Source organism: Maritalea sp. YIW29 (assembly GCF_057219265.1).
This window is the reverse complement of record NZ_JBXVVF010000001.1, coordinates 741,738-765,113: the sequence shown is the minus strand read 5'-3', so window position 1 is coordinate 765,113 and position 23,376 is coordinate 741,738. Positions and strand designations below refer to the sequence as shown.

26 protein-coding genes and 1 tRNA gene are annotated in these 23,376 nt (G+C 48.6%); 17 read left to right on the top strand and 10 right to left on the bottom strand.

Annotated features, from left to right (window positions below; all coding sequences use genetic code 11):
• Positions 1-49 precede the first annotated feature (49 nt).
• Together rpmG and AC2D8L_RS03820 are read left to right on the top strand one after the other, a co-directional pair.
• Positions 50-217: a 50S ribosomal protein L33 gene (gene rpmG / locus AC2D8L_RS03825; protein WP_435668938.1), complete on the top strand. Its 168-nt coding sequence runs from the start codon at positions 50-52 to the stop codon at positions 215-217.
• A 428-nt stretch (positions 218-645) separates the two neighbouring features.
• Positions 646-1,173, top strand: coding sequence for a GNAT family N-acetyltransferase (locus AC2D8L_RS03820; protein ID WP_484684121.1), 528 nt, complete (start codon positions 646-648; stop codon positions 1,171-1,173).
• On the opposite strand, the gene AC2D8L_RS03815 is transcribed toward AC2D8L_RS03820, so the two are convergent.
• Both AC2D8L_RS03815 and AC2D8L_RS03810 read right to left on the bottom strand, forming a co-directional pair.
• Positions 1,170-2,540: a PleD family two-component system response regulator gene (locus AC2D8L_RS03815; RefSeq protein WP_484684120.1), complete on the bottom strand. Its 1,371-nt coding sequence runs from the start codon at positions 2,538-2,540 to the stop codon at positions 1,170-1,172. The genes AC2D8L_RS03820 and AC2D8L_RS03815 overlap by 4 nt on opposite strands.
• Positions 2,541-2,564: 24 nt before the next feature.
• On the bottom strand, positions 2,565-2,939 hold the full coding sequence (locus AC2D8L_RS03810) for a response regulator (protein ID WP_484685145.1): 375 nt from the start codon (positions 2,937-2,939) through the stop codon (positions 2,565-2,567).
• Between the two features lie 98 nt (positions 2,940-3,037).
• On the opposite strand from AC2D8L_RS03810, the gene AC2D8L_RS03805 reads away from it, so the two are divergent.
• The 6 genes from AC2D8L_RS03805 to AC2D8L_RS03780 all read left to right on the top strand — a co-directional run bounded on the left by AC2D8L_RS03805 (position 3,038) and on the right by AC2D8L_RS03780 (position 7,525).
• Positions 3,038-3,307 carry a DUF3572 family protein gene (locus AC2D8L_RS03805; RefSeq protein ID WP_484684119.1) on the top strand — a complete coding sequence of 90 codons (270 nt, stop codon included), beginning with the start codon at positions 3,038-3,040 and terminating at the stop codon, positions 3,305-3,307.
• 6 nt (positions 3,308-3,313) lie between these two features.
• Positions 3,314-4,618 carry a DNA polymerase IV gene (locus AC2D8L_RS03800; RefSeq protein WP_484684118.1) on the top strand — a complete coding sequence of 435 codons (1,305 nt, stop codon included), beginning with the start codon at positions 3,314-3,316 and terminating at the stop codon, positions 4,616-4,618.
• 16 nt (positions 4,619-4,634) lie between these two features.
• A complete protein-coding gene (locus tag AC2D8L_RS03795; RefSeq protein WP_484684117.1) occupies positions 4,635-5,096 on the top strand; it encodes a RidA family protein in 462 nt (153 codons plus the stop codon).
• On the top strand, positions 5,096-5,851 hold the full coding sequence (locus AC2D8L_RS03790) for a glycerophosphodiester phosphodiesterase family protein (protein ID WP_484684116.1): 756 nt from the start codon (positions 5,096-5,098) through the stop codon (positions 5,849-5,851). The genes AC2D8L_RS03795 and AC2D8L_RS03790 overlap by 1 nt, the downstream gene beginning before the upstream one ends.
• A complete protein-coding gene (locus AC2D8L_RS03785) occupies positions 5,848-7,011 on the top strand; it encodes a GNAT family N-acetyltransferase (protein ID WP_484684115.1) in 1,164 nt (387 codons plus the stop codon). The genes AC2D8L_RS03790 and AC2D8L_RS03785 overlap by 4 nt, the downstream gene beginning before the upstream one ends.
• Before the next feature lie 91 nt (positions 7,012-7,102).
• Entirely contained in the window at positions 7,103-7,525 is a 423-nt protein-coding gene (locus AC2D8L_RS03780; protein WP_484684114.1) for an HIT family protein, read from the top strand.
• Between the two features lie 35 nt (positions 7,526-7,560).
• Here AC2D8L_RS03780 and clpA read toward each other — a convergent pair whose 3' ends face one another.
• The gene (clpA, locus tag AC2D8L_RS03775) at positions 7,561-9,957 is read right to left on the bottom strand and encodes an ATP-dependent Clp protease ATP-binding subunit ClpA (protein WP_484684113.1); all 2,397 of its coding nucleotides are present in this window, start codon (positions 9,955-9,957) and stop codon (positions 7,561-7,563) included.
• 9 nt (positions 9,958-9,966) lie between these two features.
• On the bottom strand, positions 9,967-10,320 hold the full coding sequence (clpS, locus tag AC2D8L_RS03770) for an ATP-dependent Clp protease adapter ClpS (protein WP_484685144.1): 354 nt from the start codon (positions 10,318-10,320) through the stop codon (positions 9,967-9,969).
• Positions 10,321-10,627: 307 nt separating this feature from the next.
• On the opposite strand from clpS, the gene AC2D8L_RS03765 reads away from it, so the two are divergent.
• Positions 10,628-12,256 (top strand): serine hydrolase, encoded by a 1,629-nt coding sequence (locus AC2D8L_RS03765; protein ID WP_484684112.1) that lies wholly within the window; start codon positions 10,628-10,630, stop codon positions 12,254-12,256.
• A 38-nt stretch (positions 12,257-12,294) separates the two neighbouring features.
• Positions 12,295-12,597 (top strand): hypothetical protein, encoded by a 303-nt coding sequence (locus AC2D8L_RS03760; RefSeq protein ID WP_484684111.1) that lies wholly within the window; start codon positions 12,295-12,297, stop codon positions 12,595-12,597.
• A 12-nt stretch (positions 12,598-12,609) separates the two neighbouring features.
• On the opposite strand, the gene AC2D8L_RS03755 is transcribed toward AC2D8L_RS03760, so the two are convergent.
• From AC2D8L_RS03755 to mgtE, 3 genes are all read right to left on the bottom strand, one after another.
• Positions 12,610-13,512: a division plane positioning ATPase MipZ gene (locus AC2D8L_RS03755; RefSeq protein ID WP_484684110.1), complete on the bottom strand. Its 903-nt coding sequence runs from the start codon at positions 13,510-13,512 to the stop codon at positions 12,610-12,612.
• A 104-nt stretch (positions 13,513-13,616) separates the two neighbouring features.
• Complete coding sequence (locus AC2D8L_RS03750; protein ID WP_484684109.1) at positions 13,617-14,045, bottom strand: DUF1489 family protein; 429 nt, start codon at positions 14,043-14,045, stop codon at positions 13,617-13,619.
• 397 nt (positions 14,046-14,442) lie between these two features.
• Positions 14,443-15,861 carry a magnesium transporter gene (gene mgtE / locus AC2D8L_RS03745; RefSeq protein WP_484684108.1) on the bottom strand — a complete coding sequence of 473 codons (1,419 nt, stop codon included), beginning with the start codon at positions 15,859-15,861 and terminating at the stop codon, positions 14,443-14,445.
• A 242-nt stretch (positions 15,862-16,103) separates the two neighbouring features.
• Between mgtE and AC2D8L_RS03740 the strand changes: the two genes are divergently transcribed.
• From AC2D8L_RS03740 to AC2D8L_RS03720, 5 genes are all read left to right on the top strand, one after another.
• Positions 16,104-16,418, top strand: a complete 315-nt coding sequence (locus AC2D8L_RS03740; RefSeq protein WP_484684107.1) for a BufA1 family periplasmic bufferin-type metallophore — start codon at positions 16,104-16,106, stop codon at positions 16,416-16,418.
• A 77-nt stretch (positions 16,419-16,495) separates the two neighbouring features.
• Positions 16,496-17,359 carry an MNIO family bufferin maturase gene (bufB, locus tag AC2D8L_RS03735; protein ID WP_484684106.1) on the top strand — a complete coding sequence of 288 codons (864 nt, stop codon included), beginning with the start codon at positions 16,496-16,498 and terminating at the stop codon, positions 17,357-17,359.
• Complete coding sequence (locus AC2D8L_RS03730) at positions 17,346-18,131, top strand: HvfC/BufC family peptide modification chaperone (RefSeq protein ID WP_484684105.1); 786 nt, start codon at positions 17,346-17,348, stop codon at positions 18,129-18,131. Before bufB ends, AC2D8L_RS03730 begins: the two co-directional genes overlap by 14 nt.
• 1 nt (position 18,132) lies before the next feature.
• Positions 18,133-18,612 (top strand): DoxX family protein, encoded by a 480-nt coding sequence (locus tag AC2D8L_RS03725; protein ID WP_484684104.1) that lies wholly within the window; start codon positions 18,133-18,135, stop codon positions 18,610-18,612.
• A gap of 131 nt (positions 18,613-18,743) precedes the next feature.
• Entirely contained in the window at positions 18,744-19,295 is a 552-nt protein-coding gene (locus tag AC2D8L_RS03720) for a hypothetical protein (RefSeq protein WP_484684103.1), read from the top strand.
• A 55-nt stretch (positions 19,296-19,350) separates the two neighbouring features.
• Here AC2D8L_RS03720 and AC2D8L_RS03715 read toward each other — a convergent pair whose 3' ends face one another.
• From AC2D8L_RS03715 to AC2D8L_RS03705, 3 genes are all read right to left on the bottom strand, one after another.
• The gene (locus tag AC2D8L_RS03715) at positions 19,351-21,063 is read right to left on the bottom strand and encodes a methyl-accepting chemotaxis protein (protein ID WP_484684102.1); all 1,713 of its coding nucleotides are present in this window, start codon (positions 21,061-21,063) and stop codon (positions 19,351-19,353) included.
• 355 nt (positions 21,064-21,418) lie between these two features.
• Positions 21,419-21,505: transfer RNA gene (locus AC2D8L_RS03710), tRNA-Leu, on the bottom strand.
• Positions 21,506-21,610: 105 nt separating this feature from the next.
• Positions 21,611-21,844 (bottom strand): FliM/FliN family flagellar motor switch protein, encoded by a 234-nt coding sequence (locus AC2D8L_RS03705; RefSeq protein WP_484684101.1) that lies wholly within the window; start codon positions 21,842-21,844, stop codon positions 21,611-21,613.
• Positions 21,845-22,016: 172 nt separating this feature from the next.
• Between AC2D8L_RS03705 and lipB the strand changes: the two genes are divergently transcribed.
• A complete protein-coding gene (gene lipB, locus AC2D8L_RS03700; protein ID WP_484684100.1) occupies positions 22,017-22,712 on the top strand; it encodes a lipoyl(octanoyl) transferase LipB in 696 nt (231 codons plus the stop codon).
• A gap of 69 nt (positions 22,713-22,781) precedes the next feature.
• Positions 22,782-23,276 carry a DUF4282 domain-containing protein gene (locus AC2D8L_RS03695; protein WP_484684099.1) on the top strand — a complete coding sequence of 165 codons (495 nt, stop codon included), beginning with the start codon at positions 22,782-22,784 and terminating at the stop codon, positions 23,274-23,276.
• Positions 23,277-23,376: the final 100 nt, after the last annotated feature.

Here is a 23,376-nt window from a genome sequence, read left to right as displayed (position 1 = left end):
TTTTGTGCCGCGCGACAACTCGCGTGGCCTTTTATTTGGGATTGCAGGCATGGCCAAGTCAAACACCGTTAAGATCAAGCTGGTTTCAACAGCTGACACAGGTTACTTCTACGTAGCCAAGAAGAATTCGCGCACATTGACAGAAAAGCTCACACTGAAAAAGTATGATCCTGTTGTACGTAAGCACGTAGAATTCAAAGAATCCAAAATCAAGTAAGGTTTCTTTTTGAAATCTAGGGTCTGGACCCTAATTGATGGGAAAAAATCAAACCCCGCCGAAAGGCGGGGTTTTTTAGTGGGCAGTTCAACCCAGCAAGAAGAGGCCACTCTAACGCCAGGTTGAACCTGCCCGACCTACGGACCCAGGAAGTTGCGGCGGACCTGAGAAAATACCGTAGGAATGATCGGGTTCTTCATTGAACCGCTTGCATTTTACCTACACCCAAAGCGCCACATGGCCAACCAAATTGGCCCATTGGCATCCCAAATTCATCAGCTATGTTAAAGGCTTAACCTTAACGGGGCCCATTAAGGTTGCCTGTTAACACTAAGCAGTAACCTTGATAGATAAAGCTTTATCGGTTTAGCGTCATAAAGCGCGATTCTCGCGCCTCCCTTCCTGCAACGCTTCAAGAAATTAAAGACATGTCCCCTTTAGAAAATGTTCCGACATTGCAAACCGATCGTCTAATTCTCAGATGTCCGCAAGAAACTGATATGACTGCCTATCTGGCGTTCTTTAGCGACGCAGAGGCATCCCTCTTCTATGGCGGGCCATTAAGCGAAATTGGTGCGTGGAGTGCTTTGGCCAAGAATATCGGTCACTGGGCGCTTAGGGGTTTTGGCCTGTGGACACTTGTGCGCCGTGACACTAGTGAAGTTATCGGCTCATGCGGGCTCGTCGCCCCTCAAGGATGGCCAAGACGAGAGCTAACATGGTGGATTTTGCCAGAAGCGCGCAAACAAGGATTTGCGAAGGAAGCGTCACTAGCCACTATTCAGTTCGGCTATGAACAACTGGGCTGGGATTTAGTTGAAACTCACATGGACGACAAGAATGTCGCTGCCAGAGCCCTAACATTGTCGCTTGGCGGCAAAAAAATCGCGCGAGAACCGTTTCCAGACGGACAATCGCGCGACATATTTCAATTTCCAGACAGGCGGAAAGTTTAGGCGGCGTCGTAAACGATACGATTGCGCCCTTCCCGCTTTGCGCGATAAAGCGCAATATCAGCACGCTTAAGCATTTGATCCGGCGTGTCATCAGGCAGCTCATTGATCGCAATGCCAACACTCACAGTGATATCCAAAGGCATCGACACTTCGGTCTCAAACGGCTCGCTGGCGATTGCATTGCGAATACGCTCAGCAATGTTTTTTGCATGGTGCAAATCTGCACCTGGCATCATCACTACAAACTCTTCGCCACCGTAACGGCAAGCAAGATCGACGCCACGAATATTGCGCTGAAGGCGATTGGCGAATTCGCGCAATACTTCATCACCAGCGGCATGGCCATGCGTGTCATTCACCGACTTGAAGAAATCTATGTCGAGCATCATGAGACCAAGATTTTTGTCGCCCTCACGCGCTTTATCAAGTTGAACGCACATATGGCGGTCAAAATACCGACGATTGTACAAGCCCGTTAGCCCATCAATCACAGCCATCGCGACGGTGCTCGAAAGGTTCTTGCGCAACTCAGCGGAGTAACGATAGCGCCTCACCTGCGTACGCACACGGGCAGCCAGTTCGTTCCGCTCGACGGGGCGCAGAATAAAGTCATTCACCCCAAGTTCCAAACCGCGCACCACTTTTGGTTTATCAGGCACATCCGCCACCAAGATAATTGGCAGGTTTTTCGAATGCTCCAATGTGCGAATTTGCGAACAGACGCGCAACGGATCAATGCCATCAAGCGCCATGCTGACGACAACAAGTTCATATTCTGATTCCGCCAGATGAAATGCAACATCTTCAGGTGTTGTAAGATGAGAAACATCATGCTCCTCATTCAGCGTTTCCATTAGCCGACGTGCGTTGTGGGCATCAGAATCAACCAATAAAATTTTTCCGCCTGCCGCATCTACGCCAGCAGTCATATCCACTATATCTTCAATGGCGATTGCTTGACCGGTAATTGCGCGGGCGCGCAGCTCGTCTGTAAGGTTTTTCAAACGTGCTAAGCTTTTAACCCGAGCCATCAATTGAACATCATCAACCGGCTTGGTCAAAAAATCATCAGCTCCGGCTTCCAAGCCCCGAACTTTGTCCGAAGGTTGATCCAAGGCTGTCACCATGACAATGGGGATATGTTGTGTTTTTGGATCACTCTTGAGCCGCTGACAGGTCTCGAACCCATCCATTTCCGGCATCATCACGTCCAACAGAACAAGATCACATTCGCCGCGCCTACAAATTTCAATCGCGTCAGCGCCATTGCTGGCCTCCAACACGTCAAAATACTCGGCAGTGAGCCGAGCAGAAAGCAGTTTTACATTTGTTGGTATATCATCAACAACCAATACTCGTGCCGTCATGACTACGCCTTACTCCCAGCCAGCTTACTTGCCTGGCCCAATAAATTTTTCAATCGTTTCAAGGAAATGGGGCAGCGAAATCGGCTTGGATATATAGCCCTCGCACCCACCTTCTAGAATTCGCTCTTCATCGCCCTTCATCGCGAACGCGGTTACAGCGATCACCGGTATGTGGGCCAATTCTTCGTTCTCTTTGATCCACTTAGTCACAACCAATCCAGAAACTTCTGGCAGTTGAATATCCATCAAGATCAAGTCCGGATGGTGCTCTTTTGCTATGTCTAGCGCATCAAGACCATTCCGTGTTTGTATCGTGCGATAGCCACGCGATTCCAGTAAATCGTTGAACAGCTTCATGTTCAGCTCGTTATCTTCAACGATCATCACCGTTTTTGACATAATTCCCCGGATGAATTGTTCACATGACTTCTCGAATTTGAGATGCAATTGATCTAACATCAAATTTCTTACGAAAGACGTAATAGGACGTAAAATTGATGAGCCTTGTTTCTGATAGCTTTGTGGACGAAATCGCCAACGCCTGCTTAGGCCACTTGGTCAGTGAGCCCGATCTTCTGGGTCAATTTATGGCCGAAACCGGCATTTCTGCGAATGACATCCGCTCCGGCGTAAATGATCAGATCAAAGTTGGCTTGTTTGACTATTTCGCCCATAACGAGCCGGCAATGCTGGCCGTGTGCGCGAATGCGCATGTGACGAGCGAGCAATTTATGCGCGCCTATTACAAGCTAAACCCGGGTGGCTAGGAGCTAATGGCGTCACTTTGCAAGGAATGCGGACATCAACAGATTGAGAAAGATTTCTCACGCTGCCCGTCCTGCATGTCACGACGCACCATCACGCACCCTGAATTGGCCAAACTCACAGTTGCGCATGTCGACTGCGATTCTTTTTACGCATCTGTTGAAAAACGCGACAATCCTGAACTACGCGACAAGCCGGTAATTGTTGGCGGCGGTCAACGCGGTGTGGTTTCCACATGTTGCTACATTGCGCGAATGAGCGGCGTGCGATCCGCCATGCCTGCATTTCAAGCCAAACGACTTTGCCCGCAAGCGGTATTTGTGCGCCCGCGCATGGCCGAATATGTCAAAGCCAGCAAGCTGATCCGCGAGGAATTCGACAAACTAACGCCCTCCGTCGAGCCATTAAGCATCGACGAGGCATTTTTGGATTTGGCAGGCACTGAAAAATTGCACAACAGCTCGCCCGCCCAAAGCCTAGCCAGATTGGCGCGCGAAGTGGAAAAAAATGTCGGGGTGACGCTTTCCATTGGCCTGTCACACAACAAGTTTTTAGCCAAAATCGCTTCCGACCTCGATAAGCCACGCGGAATGGCGCTGATCGGCGAAGAAGAGACCACGACATTTCTCGCCGACAAGCCTGTGACAATTATCTATGGGATTGGCAAAAAATTCGGCGAACGACTGGAGCGCGACGGCATCACGCGGATTGGCCAGCTGCAAGAAATGGATTTAAAGGATTTGGCTAGCCGTTACGGCGAAATCGGCGGACGACTATACTATCTCGCACGAGGCTTGGACAAACGCATCGTTAAAAGATCAAGAGGTGTAAAATCCGTATCCAATGAAACAACTTTCTTTAATGATATAAATGATTTTGAAGAACTTTCTAAAGTGATGCTTCGCCTTGCTGAGGAAGTGTCTGCACGCCTAAAAACCAAGGACTTGGCAGGCGATACGATCACCATCAAGCTGAAAACTGCCGGTTTTGCGACCCGTACACGGCGGCGGCAACTGCTCTCGCCCACTCAATTCGCGCACACCATTTATGAAACCGGCCAATCAATGCTGGAAAAAGAAGTCGGCATGACGAGTTTTCGCTTGATCGGCATCGGCGTTTCGGGTCTTTGCAAAGCGCCGACAAGTGATCCGGTGGACTTGATCGATCCTAAAATAGCGCGCAAAGCAGCGGCCGAACGGGCAATGGATAAAGTGCGCAATCGATTTGGTAAAAAGGCCGTATTACGCGGCAAGTTGATGAGTGCCAAAAAAGATGTACGTAATGAAGATAACGATTCTCAAAAACCAAAATAGAAATTAGGCTTACACCATGTCTCCAGAACAAAAACTTGCCGAGCTGGGATTTCAATTGCCAGCGCCAATCGCACCGCTAGCAAGCTATGTACCCGTGCAACGAACGGGGAATTTGTTACATATATCGGGGCAATTGCCCCTGGATAGTGATGGTTTGAGAAAAGGGCGACTTGGCGACAATGTTGGGGTTGAAGAAGCCCAGAAAGCAGCACAGCTATGCGCGCTCAACATTCTTGGGCAGATCAAATCCAGCGCCAACGTCGATTTAAGCGACATCAAACAATTCATCAAACTTAGCATTTTCGTTGCCTCGACAGATGACTTTTTTGAACAACATCTCGTGGCCAACGGCGCTTCTGATCTGATTGGTGAAGTGTTTGGTGATAAAGGCAAGCACGCCCGCGCCGCAGTAGGTGTAACAGCATTGCCACTTGGCGCCGTGGTTGAAATTGAAGCAATTGTTGAAGTCTTCAACTAATGAGCGCGCTGGATTCGGTATTTGCCCAACCTATCGCCCATCGTGGATTGCACGATGTTGAGCGGGGCATCATTGAGAACAGTAAATCTGCCTTTGAGGCAGCAATTGAAGCTGGCTTCGGGATTGAATGCGACATTCAACTCACCGGCGACGACCAACCTGTTGTTTTTCATGACTATGTGTTGGATCGGCTAACAGAACAAAAGGGCAAGATCAAAGACCTGAGCAGCGATCAACTATGCCGTATTCCCCTTAAGGGCTCTCAAGATCGCCCGATGCATTTTTCTCAATTGCTTGAACTTGTTAATGGCAATGCGCCACTGGTTGTCGAACTTAAGTCTCAAGGCAAACGAAATCCAGCAATTGCGCAAGCAGTAATCGCGGGCGCGAACGACTATAAGGGGGCTTTGGTTTTCAAAAGCTTTGATGCGGGCATTCTTTATCATTTGCGAAGATTGGGCACCACATGGCCTGTCGGCGTGGTTGTGAAGGAGAAAGACTACAACCCAGTGACTTGGCTCGCTGCATTCGTTTCACGTCACCTTTTTCACTATCCATGGACGCGTTTCGAGTTCATTTCCTGCAAAGTGATTGATCTAAAACTGCCCATGGTTCGTCTCCTAAGAGCGATGGGCAAGAAGACCATGACATGGACAATTAAGTCAAAAGCCGACATCGAACTGGCCAACAAAGGAGCTGACCAGATTGTTTTTGAAGGTGATGCGGCAAAAGAACTCCCGAAAAGGTCAATGTGACGGAACCAAAAGACACAATTATTGCAAAAACATTCGGATCCGCTGCCGAAATTGGCGAAGCGGATTGGCAAGCATGCGCGGGTGAAGAAAACCCATTTGTGCAATATGCCTTTTTTGATGCACTGGAACGGTCGGGCAGCGCAAGTGCAGTCACCGGATGGCACCCGCAACATATTGGCTTGATTGACCAAAACCAAAATGTTTCCGCAATAATGCCTGCCTATATCAAGTCGCACTCACAAGGCGAATATGTGTTTGACCACGCCTGGGCGGACGCATATGCCCGAGCCGGTGGCAACTATTATCCAAAGCTGCAAATATCAGTTCCATTTACCCCCGCTTCAGCCCCTAAATTGCTGATGAAGGGCGGCCTCGCAAATCCAGCTGCCAGTGCCCTGCCCGACGCCGCTGCCTCAGCCACGGTGCAATTGGGATGTTCATCCGCCCACGCGACATTCCTGTCGCTTGAAGAATTGAATATTTTCAAGGCCAAAGGTTGGCTTGAACGGAACGATCAGCAATTCCATTGGACCAATCGTGAATATGGCAATTTCTCAGATTTTTTGGATGACCTCACCTCAAGAAAGCGCAAAGCAATCCGCAAGGAACGCAGTGCAGCTCTGAGCGATAACGGCCTTGAGATTGTTTGGAAAACCGGCACTGACATTACGGAGCGCGACTGGGACCACTTTTTCGAGTTCTATCAAGATACCGGCGCGCGTAAATGGGGCAGTCCTTACCTAACCCGCACGTTCTTTTCGATGATTGGCGAAATTATGGCCGATCAAATATTGATCATGTTTGCGATGGACGGCGATCGGCCAATTGCTGGTGCACTTAATTTCATCGGCAAAGACACATTGTTTGGCCGCTATTGGGGATGCAACCAACACGTTCCATTTTTGCATTTTGAACTTTGCTATTATCAAGCAATTGATTTTGCAATTGAAAACAAACTTGCTCGCGTAGAGGCAGGCGCACAAGGTGGTCACAAGCTGGCCCGCGGCTATGAGCCCGTCACAACATACTCCGCGCACTATATCGCACACCCTGCCTTCCGGGAGGCGATTGAGGACTATCTGGTCAATGAACGCGAGCATGTGGCGCTAGATCAAGCTGAGCTTTCCGACTACACGCCTTTCAAGCAGCGAAGCGATTGATTTGTGGCATTGACAATCTAACTTGATGTCTGCGTCCTATGATGAGTAACCTAGGATTACAAAAAAACTCCAGACCAGCGAGCGACAACGAATGACCGGCAACTACGATCCTAACAACATTTTCACAAAAATTATCGCAGGCGACCTCCCCAGCCATAAAGTCTACGAAGATGACATTTGCATCTCAATCATGGATATTATGCCCGAGAGCAAAGGCCACGTGCTGGTTATTCCCAAAACGGGTTCCCGCAACTTGATGGATGTGGACACAGACAATTTGGCCGAGCTGATCAAACGGGTTCAAAAAATTGCTGTTGCAGTAAAACAGGCAATGAGCGCAGATGGCATTTTGCTCCGTCAATCGAGTGAAGAAGTCGCTGGGCAAACCGTCTATCACCTGCATTTCCACATTATCCCTTGCTACGCTAGCCAGCAGAACGCAAAACATGCGACCAACACAACAATGAATGAAGAGCTAGCCGAAACAGCAGCCCTCATCAAAGCGGCGATCTAAAAAAAAGAGGCCGGTCAGATGACCGGCCTTTTTGATTAGCTCTTTTCAGAACTTTTTTTCGATTTTCTCGGCGTCGAGGGCACCCTCGCCCCCTTGGCTGCAGCCTTTTTGGCGGCAGGCTTGGTTATGGCCTTTCGCTTCTCTGGCCCGGTAATCGCTTTGGGCTTGGCTGGCCGCGGTGGCAAGAACTTAAGTACAAGCTCATCCGCCCCACGTTTAACATCCACTTTCACGGTGCCACCATTTTGCAGTTTGCCGAACAATAGTTCATCCGCCAATGGCTTCTTGATGTGCTCTTGGATAACACGCCCCAATGGCCGTGCGCCCATCTGTTCATCATAACCACGGGTTGCAATCCACTTATTGGCCGCTGGTGTAAGTTCGATGGTGACATCGCGCTCACCCAATTGGGCTTCAAGCTGAATAACAAACTTCTCGACAACCTGCGATACAACTTTGCCCGGCAATGCACCAAACGAAATAATCGCATCCAAACGGTTGCGGAATTCTGGCGTGAAGAAGGTTTTCAATGCTTCTTCGTCATCACCCGTACGGCGTTCATTCGTAAAGCCAACAGGCGCACGGGCCATATCAGCAGCCCCAGCGTTTGATGTCATGATCAATATAACATTGCGGAACATGACTTCTTTGCCGTTGTGATCTGTCAGCTTGCCGTGATCCATCACCTGCAACAGAATATTGAACAGATCTGGATGTGCTTTTTCGATTTCATCAAGCAACACCACGCAATGTGGATTTTGGTCGACGCCATCGGTCAACAAACCACCCTGATCAAACCCAACATATCCCGGAGGCGCACCGATTAAACGCGATACGGTGTGACGTTCCATATATTCGGACATGTCAAATCGCAGCAGTTCAACACCCAATGTGTCAGCCAACTGTTTTGCCACTTCAGTTTTACCAACACCAGTTGGGCCGGTGAACAAATAAGAGCCAATTGGCTTTTCAGGCTCACGCAATCCCGCTCGGGCAAGCTTGATTGCCGACGAAAGTGCACCAATCGCTGTATCCTGACCGAAGACTACGCGTTTCAAATTGTCTTCTAGTCCAGACAATAGTTCAGTGTCAGACTTGGAAACCGATTTGGGCGGAATACGTGCCATTGTCGCGATTGTTGCTTCAATTTCGTCCACACCGATGGTCTTTTTACGATCTTTTTCTTCTAGCAAGCGTTGCGCAGCACCAGATTCATCAACGACGTCGATGGCCTTGTCTGGTAGCTTGCGGTCATTGATATAACGAGCGGAAAGCTCAACGGCAGACTTAATCGCGTCATTGGTATATTCCACATCGTGATATTTCTCATAATAGGGTTTTAGCCCTTTCATGATGTCAATCGCATCGGGAATGCTTGGCTCTGCAACGTCAATTTTTTGGAACCGGCGCACAAGGGCACGGTCTTTTTCAAAGAATTGACGGTACTCTTTGTAAGTTGTTGAACCGATACAACGAATTTCACCCGACGCAAGCGCCGGCTTCAACAAGTTTGATGCATCAAGCGCGCCACCAGACGTTGCTCCAGCACCAATCACAGTGTGGATCTCGTCGATAAACAGGATGCTTTCCGGTTCCTTTTCAAGCGCCTTAACAACGGACTTTAAACGTTCCTCAAAATCACCACGGTAGCGCGTACCTGCCAAGAGCGATCCCATATCGAGCGAATAGATGACTGACGTTTTAAGCACCTCAGGCACATCGCCTTCGATGATGCGTTTGGCCAGACCTTCAGCAATAGCTGTCTTACCAACACCCGGATCACCTACATAAAGTGGATTATTCTTCGAACGACGGCATAGAACCTGAATGGTCCTTTTCAATTCAGACGATCGACCGATCAGTGGATCAATCTTGCCGTCTTTGGCCTTTTCATTCAGATTAACACAGAACTCGTCAAGCGGAGACTTTCCGGCGCCTTCCGCGCCTTCGCTTTCTTCCTGAGCGCCATTTAGTGGCCGCGTCTCGGTAACACCTGACTTCGAGATGCCGTGTGAAATGTAATTCACCGCATCAAGGCGCGTCATATCCTGCTGCTCGAGGAAATAAGCAGCATGGCTTTCCCGTTCGGCAAAAATAGCAACAAGAACATTGGCACCGGTAACTTCGTCACGCCCAGAAGACTGGACATGAATGACGGCGCGTTGGATGACCCGTTGAAACGCTGCGGTTGGGCTAGATTCCACATCGCCCGTGACCACAAGACTTGAAAGCTCATCTTGAATGAACTCTTCTAAATCTTGACGAAGCGCTTCACGATCAACCTCGCAGGCATCCAAAACCGCGATCGCATCTTCATCATCGGTCAAAGCAAGCAGCAAATGTTCAAGCGTTGCCATTTCATGGGCGTGCTCACGTGCCAAATTCATGGCATTGTGCAGCGCTTTTTCTAATCCGCGTGAAAATGAGGGCATAGCTATATCCTACTGTTTTTCCATAACGCACTGTAACGGGTGCTGATTTTTTTTGGCCGCGTCCATGACCTGAGTTACTTTAGTTTCTGCTACTTCGTACGGGAATATTCCGCACTCCCCCACGCCGTGATTGTGGACATGCATTGTGATCGAGACGGCCTCGTCTTGATTTTTGTTAAAGACCTGCTGCAAAACAGCAATCACAAATTCCATCGGCGTATAGTCATCATTCAACAACAAAACACGATAAAGCGCCGGCTTTTTAGTCTTTGCCCTAGTCTTCGTCGCAACCCCAATTCCATCCTCAGAATCACTGTCGTTCTGATCGTCAGAAGATTGGGATATTTTGGTCATCTTTATCATGGTCAATTTAGCGTCGTTCATTGTTGGTGAATCTCGATCCCATTATGTAGGCAATCTGTTACTAATGTTAAGTCCCCTTATGCGGAAATCCAACATCACAAAGTTGCGACCAACTAATTAGAATGTGATTTAGTTTTTCAAACAATTCAAAACAATTTTACTCATTCGTAAGAAGCCACCTGTATTTTGCGGAATTGTGTAGAGTTTTCTGCCCTCATTATCGTTCCATTTGAGACGAAAATGCGAAGCAGAACATGAGTTTAGAGTACGGGCCTGCGTATTGGCCCGATTTGTTTTGGAGTACAGGGTGGATTTCCTCTCTGATTTTAGCGCGCTTCGCCGTTTCATGGCGCTCTTCGTAGCGTCTTTGTCGATTGTTTTGGTGTCATTTTTCGCACCAAATACCGCAGACGCCGCAAGTTTACGCAAATATGCCGGAATTGTCGTCGATGCCAAAACAGGCAAGACCCTCTATTCCTCTGGCGCTGACGCAAAACGTTACCCAGCATCTGTCGCCAAAGTCATGACACTCTACGTGGTGTTTGAAGAGCTTGCCGCTGGTCGGTTAAAACTCAATTCAAAACTAAGAGTTTCAAAATATGCAGCAAGCGCTGAGCCAAGTAAACTTTATCTAAAAGCTGGCACGACGATCACAGTTTCTGACGCAATTAAAGCGCTGGTGACCAAATCTGCAAACGATGTTGCCCGCGTCGTTGCTGAAAACATTTCAGGCACCGAAGGCAAATTTGCCATCCGCATGACGAAAACGGCACGCGCGCTTGGCATGTCGCGCACCACATACAAGAATGCGTCTGGTCTACCCAACAGCAAACAAGTCACCACCGTCCGAGATCAAGCTCGGCTTGGAATGGCAGTGTTTCAGCACTTCCCTCAATATTTCAAATATTTCAAAACCCGCTCATTCCGATATCGCGGCAAGACATATGGCAACCACAACCGTTTGCTCGGCAGCGTAAAAGGCGTCGACGGCTTTAAAACGGGCTACATCCGTGCAGCAGGGTTTAACCTTCTAACATCTGCCCGCGTTGGCAACCGCCACATCATTGTGGTTGGATTTGGCTTCAACAAAAGCGCCTCGCGCAATGCCAAAGTTGCTTCGCTGATCAAAAAGTACCTGCCAAAGGCACGCAAAGGTAGCTACTGGAAACAAGCGGCAATCGCGAAACCAAGAGGCACAGCTTCAAGATCGCAAGCCATTGCAGTTGCTATTAAGGGCACGCCGCCTCCACGTCCATCACGCCTTGGCGGCAACCAAACACCTGTTGTTCCTGTGCCGACCCTTGTTGCGGCCGCCCCAGCGCCATTGGTCCCTGCCCCATTGGCGCCAACAAAGACAGAAGAAATTGTTGTTGCTTCGGTTGAGCCCTCGCTTGTTGCGCCATTGCCACCTCGGCGACCAATTGATTTGCTGACGGGCACAGGCGCGAAACCACTTGGCGTGATTGCAATAAATGCGCAAGCGGAACCCGCGCAATTGCAGCCAAACAGACAGTCCCTGGACCAGGCGAACGCATTTCAACCGCTCAACTTGTTGGGCAACTTGATCAATCGCAACAAACCCTCGACGCGTTCTGGACCGGTGCCGCCACAAGGCTTAGTGCCACCGGGCGATATTAATGACCCACTCACCACTAGCAGCATCGTACACACGTCCGCCCTCACCAACAGCCCTGCCATTTGGGCAGTTCAAGTTGGAGCTGCAAACAATCAGGCCAAAGCAGATATGCTTTTGGCGAAAGCGAACGGCCAGTTGGCCATTCTCAACGACTATCGCCCATCGGTGCAGAATGTCACCCGAAACGGTCAAGAGTTTTACCGTGCACGGTTTGTCGGTTTCACCAACGAGGCTGAAGCAACCACAGCGTGCGAAGCCCTTAAGGAAAAGAACATTAGCTGCTTGGCACTGCCAGGCTAGAAAATTCACCGCATGAGTAAGTGTAATGGAGTAACTCAATGCAAAACATAAACCACCCAAATTTGGACCATCTAAAAGAGCTGGCAAATTTTGAGCCCAAATCAGAGCTCGCATCAAAAGACGAGAGCGTTAGAAAATCTGCCCTCTTGCGCATTGCGAAAAATGTTGCAGAACGCAGTCAGGGCAAATCTGTCGCTGAAATGCTGAACTCGGTCATGGCGATATCTTCTCGCACGCGCCGCGTATTGCAAGATCGCACCCATATTGAGCTAGATGTATTCAATGCAAATGGGTCACGTGCCGTGCTCATCGAGTTTGGAAATCATCAAAACGAAGCTTAAACAGCTGATCGTTTAATTGGCAGCAACATGTTCGAATGCTGCATTTTCACGCACGCGTGCGCGCCACTCTTCGCGTCGAGCGCGACGCTCTTCGATACGTTCGCGAACCGGCAAGTTCAAAACATCGACCAAACGACGATATTCTTGTCTTGCGCTGATTTGGGAAACCCCGCCCCCCGCTAGCACTTCGTCACTTGCAGGATCAAATACGGTAAGACCGGACGAAAACAATGAGCGGAAAGCCACCCGCTCTGCAATACCATCCGCCATCCGACAACCTAACCGATCAGATATCCTGCCGATTGCTGACTGCACACTACGCATATTGCGGGAAGACAAAGACGCGATCCGGTTGCGCACGATCACCCAGTCGATGGTTTTGCCATCAAGCGCGAGCCGTTCTTTACGAGACTGCTGCACCAATCGCGCATAATGGTTGATTGAGCGAATTTCCAACGTCACGGGATCAATATCAGCCAAAACGTCAAGATCGATCAAACTGTCATTCACCGGGGTGACCAATGTGTCGGCCAACGCATGAGCAAGTCTTGTGAGGTGCGTATCAAACCCCGGTGTATCGACAATCAGAAAATCAGCATGCTTTTCAACTTCGCCAACAGCTTGGCGGAAAAGAGAAAACTCAATCCGGTTTCGCTCAGCTTGGCTATCTGATTTGGCAATGGGCAGGTGGTAATGTGTCGTGTGGGGAATTCGCACACCATGCTTACGCGCCCAATTGCGGCGGTTCTTCACATAGTGGGTAAATGTTTGCTGGCGACTATCAGTATCGATCGTTGCAACATTATAGCCTTGATAGAGCAACTGGATGGCAAGATGGAACGCCGTCGTCGTTTTACCAGACCCGCCCTTTTCATTGCCCAACACAATTAGATGTGCACCAGACCGTTCAGCCATCAACATTCCCTCAATTCCCGACGCAATAGTGTCCATTAATTACGCCAACAACAAGACTGATTTTTAAGTTAATGAATTCTAACTTAATAGATGAGGTAAACGCGTTAAATTAACCCTAATTCCGCCAGCACATGTGCCATTTCCTCTGGGGGGCTTTCTCTGGCTGCTGAGACGGTCAAATCATTTGGCGCGTCTCCGTGCTTAAGATAACGCCACCCCTGAAAGGGCCGTTTTGGCCGAGGTACTGTTGGAATAAGAGTTTGATCCATAACAATGTCGCAGAATGAGCGGCCCTCGCTGTCGGTCCCGGCTTCCAGGTCGACGATCCTCTGTCGACATTGAATTTTTCCTGCAAAAACCCAATAGATTGAACCAGCAGCAATCAATTCATCACGTCGTTTGGGCATCATGCGGGTGCGGTGCCACGCCAAACCGTCTGGTCGCCCTGCTCCGCTTTCCACCACGGCAGCGCGATAAGCCGCGAGGCTTTCGATTGATGTCGTACCCACTGATAGTTTGATGAGATGAATCATAGTTGGCGTTTTACCGCAATTCGGAACGAAATTGAATGGATTGAAATTTAGACGCGACATCACAATTCAATCAATGTCGCAAAAGAAAGGGGCGCTGATCATAAATGATCGCGCCCCGTCTTATAAGTGTCGTGCTACTCAAGCAAAAATGCTAAGCGCCGACAATGACTGATACAAGTAATCCGACTGACAGCAGACAAATAAATGTCCAGCTTGCTGCCCGCCAACATACCGCCTTTGATTGGCTACGCATGCAGTCTCCTTTAGTCTGTTTCACCCCTCCTGCTTCGCACTGAAGCGCAGCAGGAACGTTAACAGATAATTAAATAATTCGAACTTGGCAACCCATCACGTCAGTTTGGACAAAACTGTGTATAACTAATCTAAGCTGCACTGCTTAAAACAAGCCGAAAGCCAAGGCTGCCAATGATAAAAATGCAAAGAAACCAACCACATCCGTTACAGTCGTTACAAAAGCGGTAGATGCAACGGCCGGATCAATGTTCATGCGGTCCAATGCCAGTGGAATTAGAATTCCGGACACGCCAGCAGCAAACATATTCACAACCATCGCTAAACCAATCACACCACCCAGCAAAATGTTGCCGAACCATATCGACGTGACGATGCCAATAATAACGGCAAAAATCGCGCCATTCAGCGCGCCAACCAAAACTTCCCGGGTAATCAACCGTCGGATATTAAAGCGATCCAGTTCTTTAGTTGAAAGCGCCCGCACAGTAACGGTCATGGCCTGGGTGCCCGCATTTCCGCCCATCGATGCAACGATTGGCATCAACACTGCCAACGCAACCATTTGCGAAATCGTTGCATCGAACATGCCGATTACCAACGAGGCCAAAATGGCGGTGACCAAATTAACGAGCAACCAAGTCACCCGACTTCGAAGTGCATCCCAAACATTGTCGGATACTTCTTCATCGCCAACACCGGCCAAGCGTTTAATGTCTTCGCCCGCTTCTTCTTGAATGACGTCGACGATATCATCAATGGTGAGTACCCCGACCATGCGCCTCGAATCATCGACAACAGCCAATTCAACCAAATCATATCGTTCGAACAGGTGCGCCGCTTCTTCTTGATCTTCTTCAGCAGCAACATCAATGACACTATTGTTCATTATAGCTTCAATGGATTCGGGACGTTTCGCACGCAACATGCGATCCAATGCAAGCGTGCCGAGCAAGTTGTATGCAGGGTCCACCACATAGATTTGATAGAAGTCATCAGGCAGATCAGTTGATTCCCGCATATAGTCGATTGTTTGGCCCACAGTCCAAAATGGCGGAATGGCAATAAACTCCGTCTGCATCCGCCGACCAGCGGTATCATCTGGAAAGTCAAGGCTACGGCGCAGGGCCAACCGCTCAAATGTCGGCAACTGAGCCAGAATTTCAGCCTGATCAGTGTCTCTAATATCTTCAAGCAGATATACGGCGTCATCGCTGTCGAGCTCTTTGACCCCTTTTGCGATTTCAGCATTTGGCAGCAGCTCCATCAGCTCAAGACGAATTACGTCATCAACTTCTGTCAGCGCGGAGTAATCGAAGACATCCCCAGACAGAGCAATCAAGTCCATTCGATCAGAAGAGGACAGTGCTTCTAGAACGTCACCAATATCAGCTGCATATAGAGGTGCGAGAAAGGCTTTGACCTCATCGGCGTCCTGCGTGGCGATGAGATCGACAATCTGATCGACCCAGTCACCGCTGATTTGGCCAAGTTCATCCCGAAGCGGCGGAATGTCGTAACGCTCGATGTTTGACTGTGCCATCCGTCCACCACTATGAGCCATGGTCGCCTCCGCAAAAGTTGTATTGCCGGTCTTATGCTAGGGTGTAACCAATTCAACTTTAGCTGGCTAGGATAGATTGTGTAGTATGTTTGCAAATCAATGGCTTTCAACGAACTCACGCGTCGCTCACAGCGATTTGAGCAGTCGTTATTTTATCTTCGGAAGTTTTTGATGCAAAACAATCTCGCAGCCAATGAGCTGTTCAAATTAACTCGGAAAACCTAAATCCCTCGGAGGATCATATGTCTAAGTCAAAAACAGCTACTAGCCTTATCGTAGCGTCTGCAATGGCTGCAGCAATCTCAACAGCTTCTTCAGTTGCCCCAGCTCACGCTGAAGGCGCAATGGAGAAATGTTTCGGTGTTTCAGTTGCAGGCAAAAACGATTGCGCAGCTGGCCCAGGCACTACATGTGCTGGTACTTCTAAAGTTGACTACCAAGGCAATGCATGGACACTTGTTCCAGCGGGCCTTTGCGAAAACACTGATTTCTGGGCAAAAGTTCTTCCTGGCGATCGTGCTGGTTCTTTGTCAGAAGTTAAGCGTGACATGGTCTAAGCTTAATAGCGAATTCGATGTTTGGGCGTGATTTTCGCCCAAACATCACCTAAGATAGTCTTTGAGGGCAGATGAAAATGGACAAATATTTCGGCGTAGGTGTCGGTTTTAAGCCAGAACATTTCAAAGACATTTTCGAAAGCCAACCCGATATTGGTTTCTTCGAAGTTCATGCCGAAAACTATATGGGCGACGGTGGTGCCCCTCACAGAATGCTTGGCGCATTGCGTGAAAATTACCAACTCAGTGTGCATGGTGTCGGCTTGTCCCTTGGAACAATGGGCGACCTAGACCAGAACCATCTTCATAGACTTAAAAACGTGGTTGATCGCTACCAACCTGCGCTTATTTCGGAACATTTGGCTTGGTCAAGTCATGATGAAGCAAAAAACCTGTTATTTCTCAACGATTTACTGCCCATCCCTTACACGCCGCAGACGCTTGATCGCGTCGTTGAGCACGTGGATCAAGTGCAAACAACACTTGGCCGGCAAATTCTCGTCGAGAACCCATCAACATATGTCGCATTCAGTGAAACGCAGATGAGCGAAATCGAATTCATCACTCAAATGCAAAGCCGTACTGGATGCGGGCTGATTCTTGACGTCAACAATGTCTACATATCAGCCAACAATCAAAACATGGATGCGTTTGAGTATCTTGATACTTTCCCAACTCATGCCGTTGGTGAGATACATCTTGCGGGCCATGCTGAAGATGTCGATGATGAAGGCAAAAGATTGCTGATCGACGCCCATGACCGCAAAGTTGCGCCTGATGTTTGGACGCTTTATCAGCACGTCATTGCCAAAACCGGCGAAAAAACGACTCTGATTGAGTGGGACAATGATGTTCCAGATTGGCAAACGCTTTATCAAGAAGCACTGGACGCCAAATCACTGATGGCAAAGTTGGGGGCAAAAACCCATGCCGCAGAATAGTTCCGTTTTTTCACAATCAACTTTTGCTTCTGGTCTTTTTGATGCGGATGCGCCAGTTCCTGATGGTATTGTCAATCCAGCAGGTGTGCCAGCACCAAAGCGCTTTAGTGTCTATAAGAACAATGTGGTCGTGAGCTACCTTGAAGCGTTGGCCGCCGCCTATCCAGCATGCAAAAATTTAGTTGGCGAAGACTTTTTCAACGCCATTGGCCGCGCTTACTTGAGCGAGGTGCCCCCTGATTCACAATTGATGATACTATTTGGCAAAGGTTTCGCTGAATTTTTGGTGCAATATCCGCCAGCCCAGCAAATTCCATTTTTGCCCGACGTTGCTCGGCTGGAGCGTGCATGGCGCCTTGCGTACCATAGTGCTGACATCTATCCGATAACGCCCGAACAACTGGCCGCATTGCCACAAGACGAATTGGGCGACACGACAATTCAATTTCTACCGTCGTTTGCGCTGATCACCTCATCATTTCCAATTTTCGCCATTTGGGATGCAGCCAACAACATGCAGCCATTGGATCATGTCGATCCAAGCCAGGCCCAAGCAGCTATTGTAGTGCGCCCCGAAATTGATGTTTTGGTACACCACATACCTGACCAATTCGCCGCACCAATTCGAGCATTAATTGACGGAAAAACCATTGGTGAGGCGGCCGAAATCGGCATGCAAAATAGCGAAGATTTTGATTTCTCAGGGCTTTTCACGCTTCTTATTCAAACTGGCTCCATAGCCAAAATACAAATCTCTAGTGGGGGAAAATAATATGTTGGCGACAATTTTTGGGCGGTTTGAAAAACTGCATATGTTTGGCATGCCCGGCGCGTTGGTTGCATCGGTTGCACTATTGTGGGTTCGATTCTTTTTGGGCATGCCCTACTGGAATTCGGGTTGGACAAAATGGTCTCAATTCCCCATCAGCGTAAATTCCTCAGCAAAATATCTTTTCACCGAAGAATATCGGTTGCACATTTTCGGTGCAGAAATCCCCTTCCCAGCCCCAGAGTTGCTTGCTTATTTTGCCGGCCTTGGAGAAGTGATCTTGCCAGTATTTCTAATTGCTGGTCTGTTTTCACGATTTGCAGCGCTTGGTCTTTTGGGCATGACGGTTATTATCCAACTGGTTTATCCTGGTGCCTGGATGATCCACGGTAGTTGGGCACTTGCCGCGCTGTGCATTATAATTGTTGGCCCTGGCATGCTCTCTCTTGATGAAGGCGTACGCCGCGTACTCAAAATCAAATAATGCTTTGAAATTGATGTTGGCTGCAGGCGGCTGCGGCCACTTCTTTCATTTTCGCCACAATTGCGCCGTTAAATCAGGTAATCGAGTGTGCAAGCGCAAATCCGCGCCAGGGAACCCACGGGGCAAAGCAAATGAATAAGAACGTAATTGCGATCATCGCAGCTATCATCGTTATTGGTGGCGGCTACTATATTTATGACAGCGGTCAAAAAGCCGAACAGGCACGCATTGCCGCCGAAGCACAAGTTCAAGCGGAAAAAGAAGCGGCTGAAAAACTAGCTATGGAAGCAAAAGCCGCCGAAGAAAAAGCGGCAATGGAAGCCAAAGCTGCAGAAGAAAAAGCTGCTATGGATGCTAAGGCTGCTGAAGAGAAAGCCGCCGAAGCTGCAAAGATCGCTGAAGAAGCTGCGAAAGAAGCAGCAGCTGCTGCCAAGAAAGCTGCTGATGACGCTGCAAAAGCGGCTGAGGAAGCAGCAGCCGCGGTGACAGAAGAAGTTACAAATGTTGTTGAGAGTGTCGAAGAAGCCCTAACCGCAGAATCACTTACAAAGTCAGTAGATGAATCAGGTCTTGGCGATATTGAAAAATCTCTTCTTAAGGCTGCAATTCAGGCTGCAGGTGACAACCAAGAAGCCCTTAAAGCTATTTGGGATGATTTCACTGCAAAGAATGCCGGCAACTAATCGCCGTACATTTAAAACTGCCGGGGTTATGCCTCGGCAGTTTTTCGTTTGCTAATTATGCAGCGAAACTGGTCGACGTGAGTTCGCGACTGCCCATCGGGCTTAGCTTAAACTCATCAACCACATTATCCAGCTCAACCGTTTGCGTCTCACACTGCTCAATGGCAGCATTGGTTTCTTCAACCAGCGCGGCATTTTGTTGAGCCATTTCGTCAATCTGCCGAACAGCTAGTCCAACTTCCGAAATTGTATTCAACTGCTCGGTCATCGCCTGCGAAATCTCCCCAACCAGCGAACTACTCTGCGTGATACGGTCAACCATATCACCAACCTGAGCACTAGCGTCAGATACCAGCTTAGTACCGTTTTCAACTTCTTCGGTCGACTTCTCGATTAGTCCCTTGATTTCACTCGAAGATTCTGCTGCGGATTGTGCCAGCCTACGCACTTCAACTGCAACAACAGCGAACCCTTTTCCTGCTTCCCCAGCGCGCGCCGCTTCAACAGATGCGTTCAAAGCAAGTAGGTTTGTTTGAAAAGCGATATTGTCGATCAAACCGATAATGTTTGAAATCTCAGTTGCCGACGTTGCGATTCCCTCCATCGCCACATTGGCACGCTCCATAACAACACCAACAGACTTGGCGTCATTTGCCACCTGGCTTGTCGTTGTAGAAGCTTCAGTTGCCCGTTTCTGTGTATCGTTGACCGCCACGGACATTTCAGAAATTGACGCGGATGTTTGCTCAACCGCAGACGCTTCCTTTGCCGTTCGATCACTTAAATCGTTGGCACCTGCAAGAATTTCGCCAGTTGCACCGCGCAGTGCACGGGATGTTGCCCTCAGCTTGTTCACAATTTGTGAAAACTGGTCGACCGTCGTATTTAGAGCTACCCGAACATCGTCCAGTTCTCCGTCCAACTTTTCTTCAATCTTCATGGACAGATCGCCCTGCGAGAGATTTTCTAGCGCATCTCCAATTAGCGCAATCGACCGTCGCCGCGCTGTAATGTCGGTCGCATATTTCACGATTTTTATTGGGCGCCCCGCTTCGTCAATAATTGGGTTATAGGAAGCTTGAATCCAGATCGATTTCCCGCCATTTCCAAAACGTTGATACTGCCCAGCATCAAACTCACCACGCCCCAGCTTCTCCCAAAATTGGCGATACTCGTCGGATTGGGCATAATCAGGTGCAACGAAAATACTGTGGTGACGCCCCTTAACTTCATCTAGCCGATAGCCAACAGCATCCAAAAAGTTTTGGTTGGCATTGAGGATGTTTCCGCTCAAATCGAACTCAATTACAGCTTGAGACCTACCAATTGCCTCGATCTGGCCATTTGAATCAGCGGACTGAAACTTCTGAGCAGTAATGTCAGACGCGAATTTTACGACTTTCACTGGCTTGCCGTGTTCGTCGAAAATTGGATTATATGTTGCTTGAATCCAAACCTCGCTCCCGTCTTTTGTAACGCGCAAAAACTCATCAGAGAAAAATTCGCCACTCGCCAGTCGTTTCCAAAACTCTTTATACTCGTCGCTTTTAGCGTACTCCTTTGCCACGAACATTTCGTGGTGCTGACCCACGATTTCATCCAAGTCATACCCTAGGACGGACAAAAAATTCTGATTTGCAGTCAGGATTTTTCCAAACAAATCAAATTCGATCATGGCCTGGGAACGGGAAATCGCGGCGACAACATGCTCCGCGCTCGACGTTGAACTATTGCGCCCTATACTCTTAGAAAGCCAATTTCCAAACATTTGTTTTGCCTCAATCATTCAGATTTACTAATATGAATGATTGTATGTAATTCGTAAATTTTTCATGAAATCGATTACAATTCGCACATCTAACAACAAGATTAAACGAACAATTTCAACTAATTACGCGAATTTCATCAGACATCAGATGTATGATGTAGGACTTTTTGTACGTGCCGATAATTGATGTATATCCGCGTGAATATTACTGTGATGAGTTCAACAACAATCTGGGCAACAAATTTCAATTGTGCGCCGTTCACCACGAAAACGGCGAACCAAATCAAATAAACTTGTATGTAGAGGTTGGGTTTGTCGCCAGAACGGCATTCGTTTTCAGTTGAGTTTTGACTGATGGTGCGGCCGAGAAGACTCGAACTTCCACGGGTGTTACCCCACAGCGACCTCAACGCTGCGCGTCTACCAATTCCGCCACGGCCGCATCTATCAATCTGTCTGCCCCATGTTGAGCAAGACGGACACCCATTAGCAAATGAGATTATGGGTTACAAGCTAATTGATTGTTTTTTTGAAAGTTTCGTGTCGCTTAGCTTTTGCGTACAATTTTCTCGGTGATGCCGACGGACAATTGACCATCATCAATCTTGATCTCACCGATCGCCACCAAAATATTGTTGGCGTAAATCTTTAGCGGGTCATTTTCAGTCGCATCCAATTCAATCACTGCGCCACGGCCCATGCGTAGCAAGTGATGGATTGGCATATCGGTGGCACCTAACTCAACGGTGATATCGACTTCGATAGAATTCAGTCTGTCCATACTTACTGCTAACACCAAATCTTGATACAACGACAATTGAAGACAATTGAAATCCCGGCAAAAAAGCCATAAGTGAAACTTCAATAAGATGACTATGCTGAAATTATGGTTAGCGAACCATTAACAACGCCAAATCATCTGTGTCATTTTGAAAGCTTAGAGCACCACCAACATGTCCCATGCAACTCTTTTTCGCGATGACGACAAGCCTGTATCATGGCACATTGACGACCAACCTGTGCCCTACCCGTTTGCTTTGGCGCAAATGAAGAGCCACGTTGAAAAGCTTGTCGCACATGAAACTGGCGAAAAAGCTTGGCTGCTCGAACATCCCGCGCTTTACACCGCAGGCACCTCAGCAAAAAAAGAGGATCTCACGGATCCTGACCTTTTGCCGGTATTCAATGCTGGCCGTGGCGGCCAATATACCTATCACGGTCCCGGCCAACGCGTGGTTTACTTCATGCTGGATCTTAGAGAACGCGGCAGAGATGTGCGCGCATTTGTGCGCACCATGGAGTCACTTGTGATAGACACGCTGAGCCAATTCAACATTGTTGGCGAGCAGGTTGATGGCCGTGTCGGGGTTTGGGTAAAGCGCCCCGACAAAGGGTTTGCCCGACAAGACAAGATCGCAGCGATTGGCGTTCGAGTATCCAGATGGGTGAGCTTTCATGGCATCTCCATCAATCTAAACCCAAATTTGGACGACTATCGTGGCATCGTGCCATGCGGCATTTCAGACCAAGGCGTGACGAGCTTTGAAGACCTCGGGCACCTCACTTCCATGCCCGAACTAGATGGCGCATTGAAACTAAGTTTTGAAAGACACTTTGGGCCGGTTGAAACTGGCCTTGCAAATCAATAGATAATTCCCAGAATTCCTGATAAAATCCACCTATCTTAAATTCACTTAACACTGGACCTGAACAGACCAATGACCCTTGATGATTTAAAAAAGCTGGCCACAAGTGGCACCATCTTCAATCTAGATCGCATGATCGCGCCAAAAATCATTAAACTGCTCTACCTTTTGGGGTTGGGCGGCATTGGACTTTGGGCCATCCGCCACCTGTTTGGCTCATTTGCAGAATCATTTGGCGCCGGCATTTGGGGCGTTTTGGAAATTGGCATTGTTGGCTTGGGCAGTTTCGTCCTTCTACGCGTCGTTTGCGAAACATTGCTGGTTTTCTTTAAGAAGAACGAAGAGCACATAACTTTGGCATCATCCGCTCGCCCCGCCATGAGCATTTTCGACGATGTTAAAGATGCATTGGAAGAATTGGCAGACGATGATGTGGATTTTGAAGAGCAGAAAGTGATCGAGCCTGTGGCGAAAAAGACAGTTGCTCGAAAAACGACGGCTAAGAAACCTGCGGCAAAACGTGCGCCTGCGCGAAAACGTACACCAGCCAAGCCAAAATCAGAATAAATTTTGAGCAATTGGGGTTGATGCGCTAAATGCATCAACCCATTAAAAGAATTCGCGCCATCCCCCGCCATTCCCCCTGTTGACCAATTGAGATTTCCAG

Excerpts from the sequence above, each read along its gene's own strand:
- rpmG (WP_435668938.1), top strand. The coding sequence starts at position 50 with ATGGCCAAGTCAAACACCGTTAAGATCAAGCTGGTTTCAACAGCTGAC.
- AC2D8L_RS03820 (WP_484684121.1), top strand. The coding sequence starts at position 646 with ATGTCCCCTTTAGAAAATGTTCCGACATTGCAAACCGATCGTCTAATT.
- AC2D8L_RS03815 (WP_484684120.1), bottom strand. The coding sequence starts at position 2,540 with ATGACGGCACGAGTATTGGTTGTTGATGATATACCAACAAATGTAAAA.
- AC2D8L_RS03810 (WP_484685145.1), bottom strand. The coding sequence starts at position 2,939 with ATGTCAAAAACGGTGATGATCGTTGAAGATAACGAGCTGAACATGAAG.
- AC2D8L_RS03805 (WP_484684119.1), top strand. The coding sequence starts at position 3,038 with ATGAGCCTTGTTTCTGATAGCTTTGTGGACGAAATCGCCAACGCCTGC.
- AC2D8L_RS03800 (WP_484684118.1), top strand. The coding sequence starts at position 3,314 with ATGGCGTCACTTTGCAAGGAATGCGGACATCAACAGATTGAGAAAGAT.
- AC2D8L_RS03795 (WP_484684117.1), top strand. The coding sequence starts at position 4,635 with ATGTCTCCAGAACAAAAACTTGCCGAGCTGGGATTTCAATTGCCAGCG.
- AC2D8L_RS03790 (WP_484684116.1), top strand. The coding sequence starts at position 5,096 with ATGAGCGCGCTGGATTCGGTATTTGCCCAACCTATCGCCCATCGTGGA.
- AC2D8L_RS03780 (WP_484684114.1), top strand. The coding sequence starts at position 7,103 with ATGACCGGCAACTACGATCCTAACAACATTTTCACAAAAATTATCGCA.
- clpA (WP_484684113.1), bottom strand. The coding sequence starts at position 9,957 with ATGCCCTCATTTTCACGCGGATTAGAAAAAGCGCTGCACAATGCCATG.
- clpS (WP_484685144.1), bottom strand. The coding sequence starts at position 10,320 with ATGATAAAGATGACCAAAATATCCCAATCTTCTGACGATCAGAACGAC.
- AC2D8L_RS03760 (WP_484684111.1), top strand. The coding sequence starts at position 12,295 with ATGCAAAACATAAACCACCCAAATTTGGACCATCTAAAAGAGCTGGCA.
- AC2D8L_RS03755 (WP_484684110.1), bottom strand. The coding sequence starts at position 13,512 with ATGGCTGAACGGTCTGGTGCACATCTAATTGTGTTGGGCAATGAAAAG.
- AC2D8L_RS03750 (WP_484684109.1), bottom strand. The coding sequence starts at position 14,045 with ATGATTCATCTCATCAAACTATCAGTGGGTACGACATCAATCGAAAGC.
- mgtE (WP_484684108.1), bottom strand. The coding sequence starts at position 15,861 with ATGGCTCATAGTGGTGGACGGATGGCACAGTCAAACATCGAGCGTTAC.
- AC2D8L_RS03740 (WP_484684107.1), top strand. The coding sequence starts at position 16,104 with ATGTCTAAGTCAAAAACAGCTACTAGCCTTATCGTAGCGTCTGCAATG.
- bufB (WP_484684106.1), top strand. The coding sequence starts at position 16,496 with ATGGACAAATATTTCGGCGTAGGTGTCGGTTTTAAGCCAGAACATTTC.
- AC2D8L_RS03730 (WP_484684105.1), top strand. The coding sequence starts at position 17,346 with ATGCCGCAGAATAGTTCCGTTTTTTCACAATCAACTTTTGCTTCTGGT.
- AC2D8L_RS03725 (WP_484684104.1), top strand. The coding sequence starts at position 18,133 with ATGTTGGCGACAATTTTTGGGCGGTTTGAAAAACTGCATATGTTTGGC.
- AC2D8L_RS03720 (WP_484684103.1), top strand. The coding sequence starts at position 18,744 with ATGAATAAGAACGTAATTGCGATCATCGCAGCTATCATCGTTATTGGT.
- AC2D8L_RS03715 (WP_484684102.1), bottom strand. The coding sequence starts at position 21,063 with ATGTTTGGAAATTGGCTTTCTAAGAGTATAGGGCGCAATAGTTCAACG.
- AC2D8L_RS03705 (WP_484684101.1), bottom strand. The coding sequence starts at position 21,844 with ATGGACAGACTGAATTCTATCGAAGTCGATATCACCGTTGAGTTAGGT.
- lipB (WP_484684100.1), top strand. The coding sequence starts at position 22,017 with ATGTCCCATGCAACTCTTTTTCGCGATGACGACAAGCCTGTATCATGG.
- AC2D8L_RS03695 (WP_484684099.1), top strand. The coding sequence starts at position 22,782 with ATGACCCTTGATGATTTAAAAAAGCTGGCCACAAGTGGCACCATCTTC.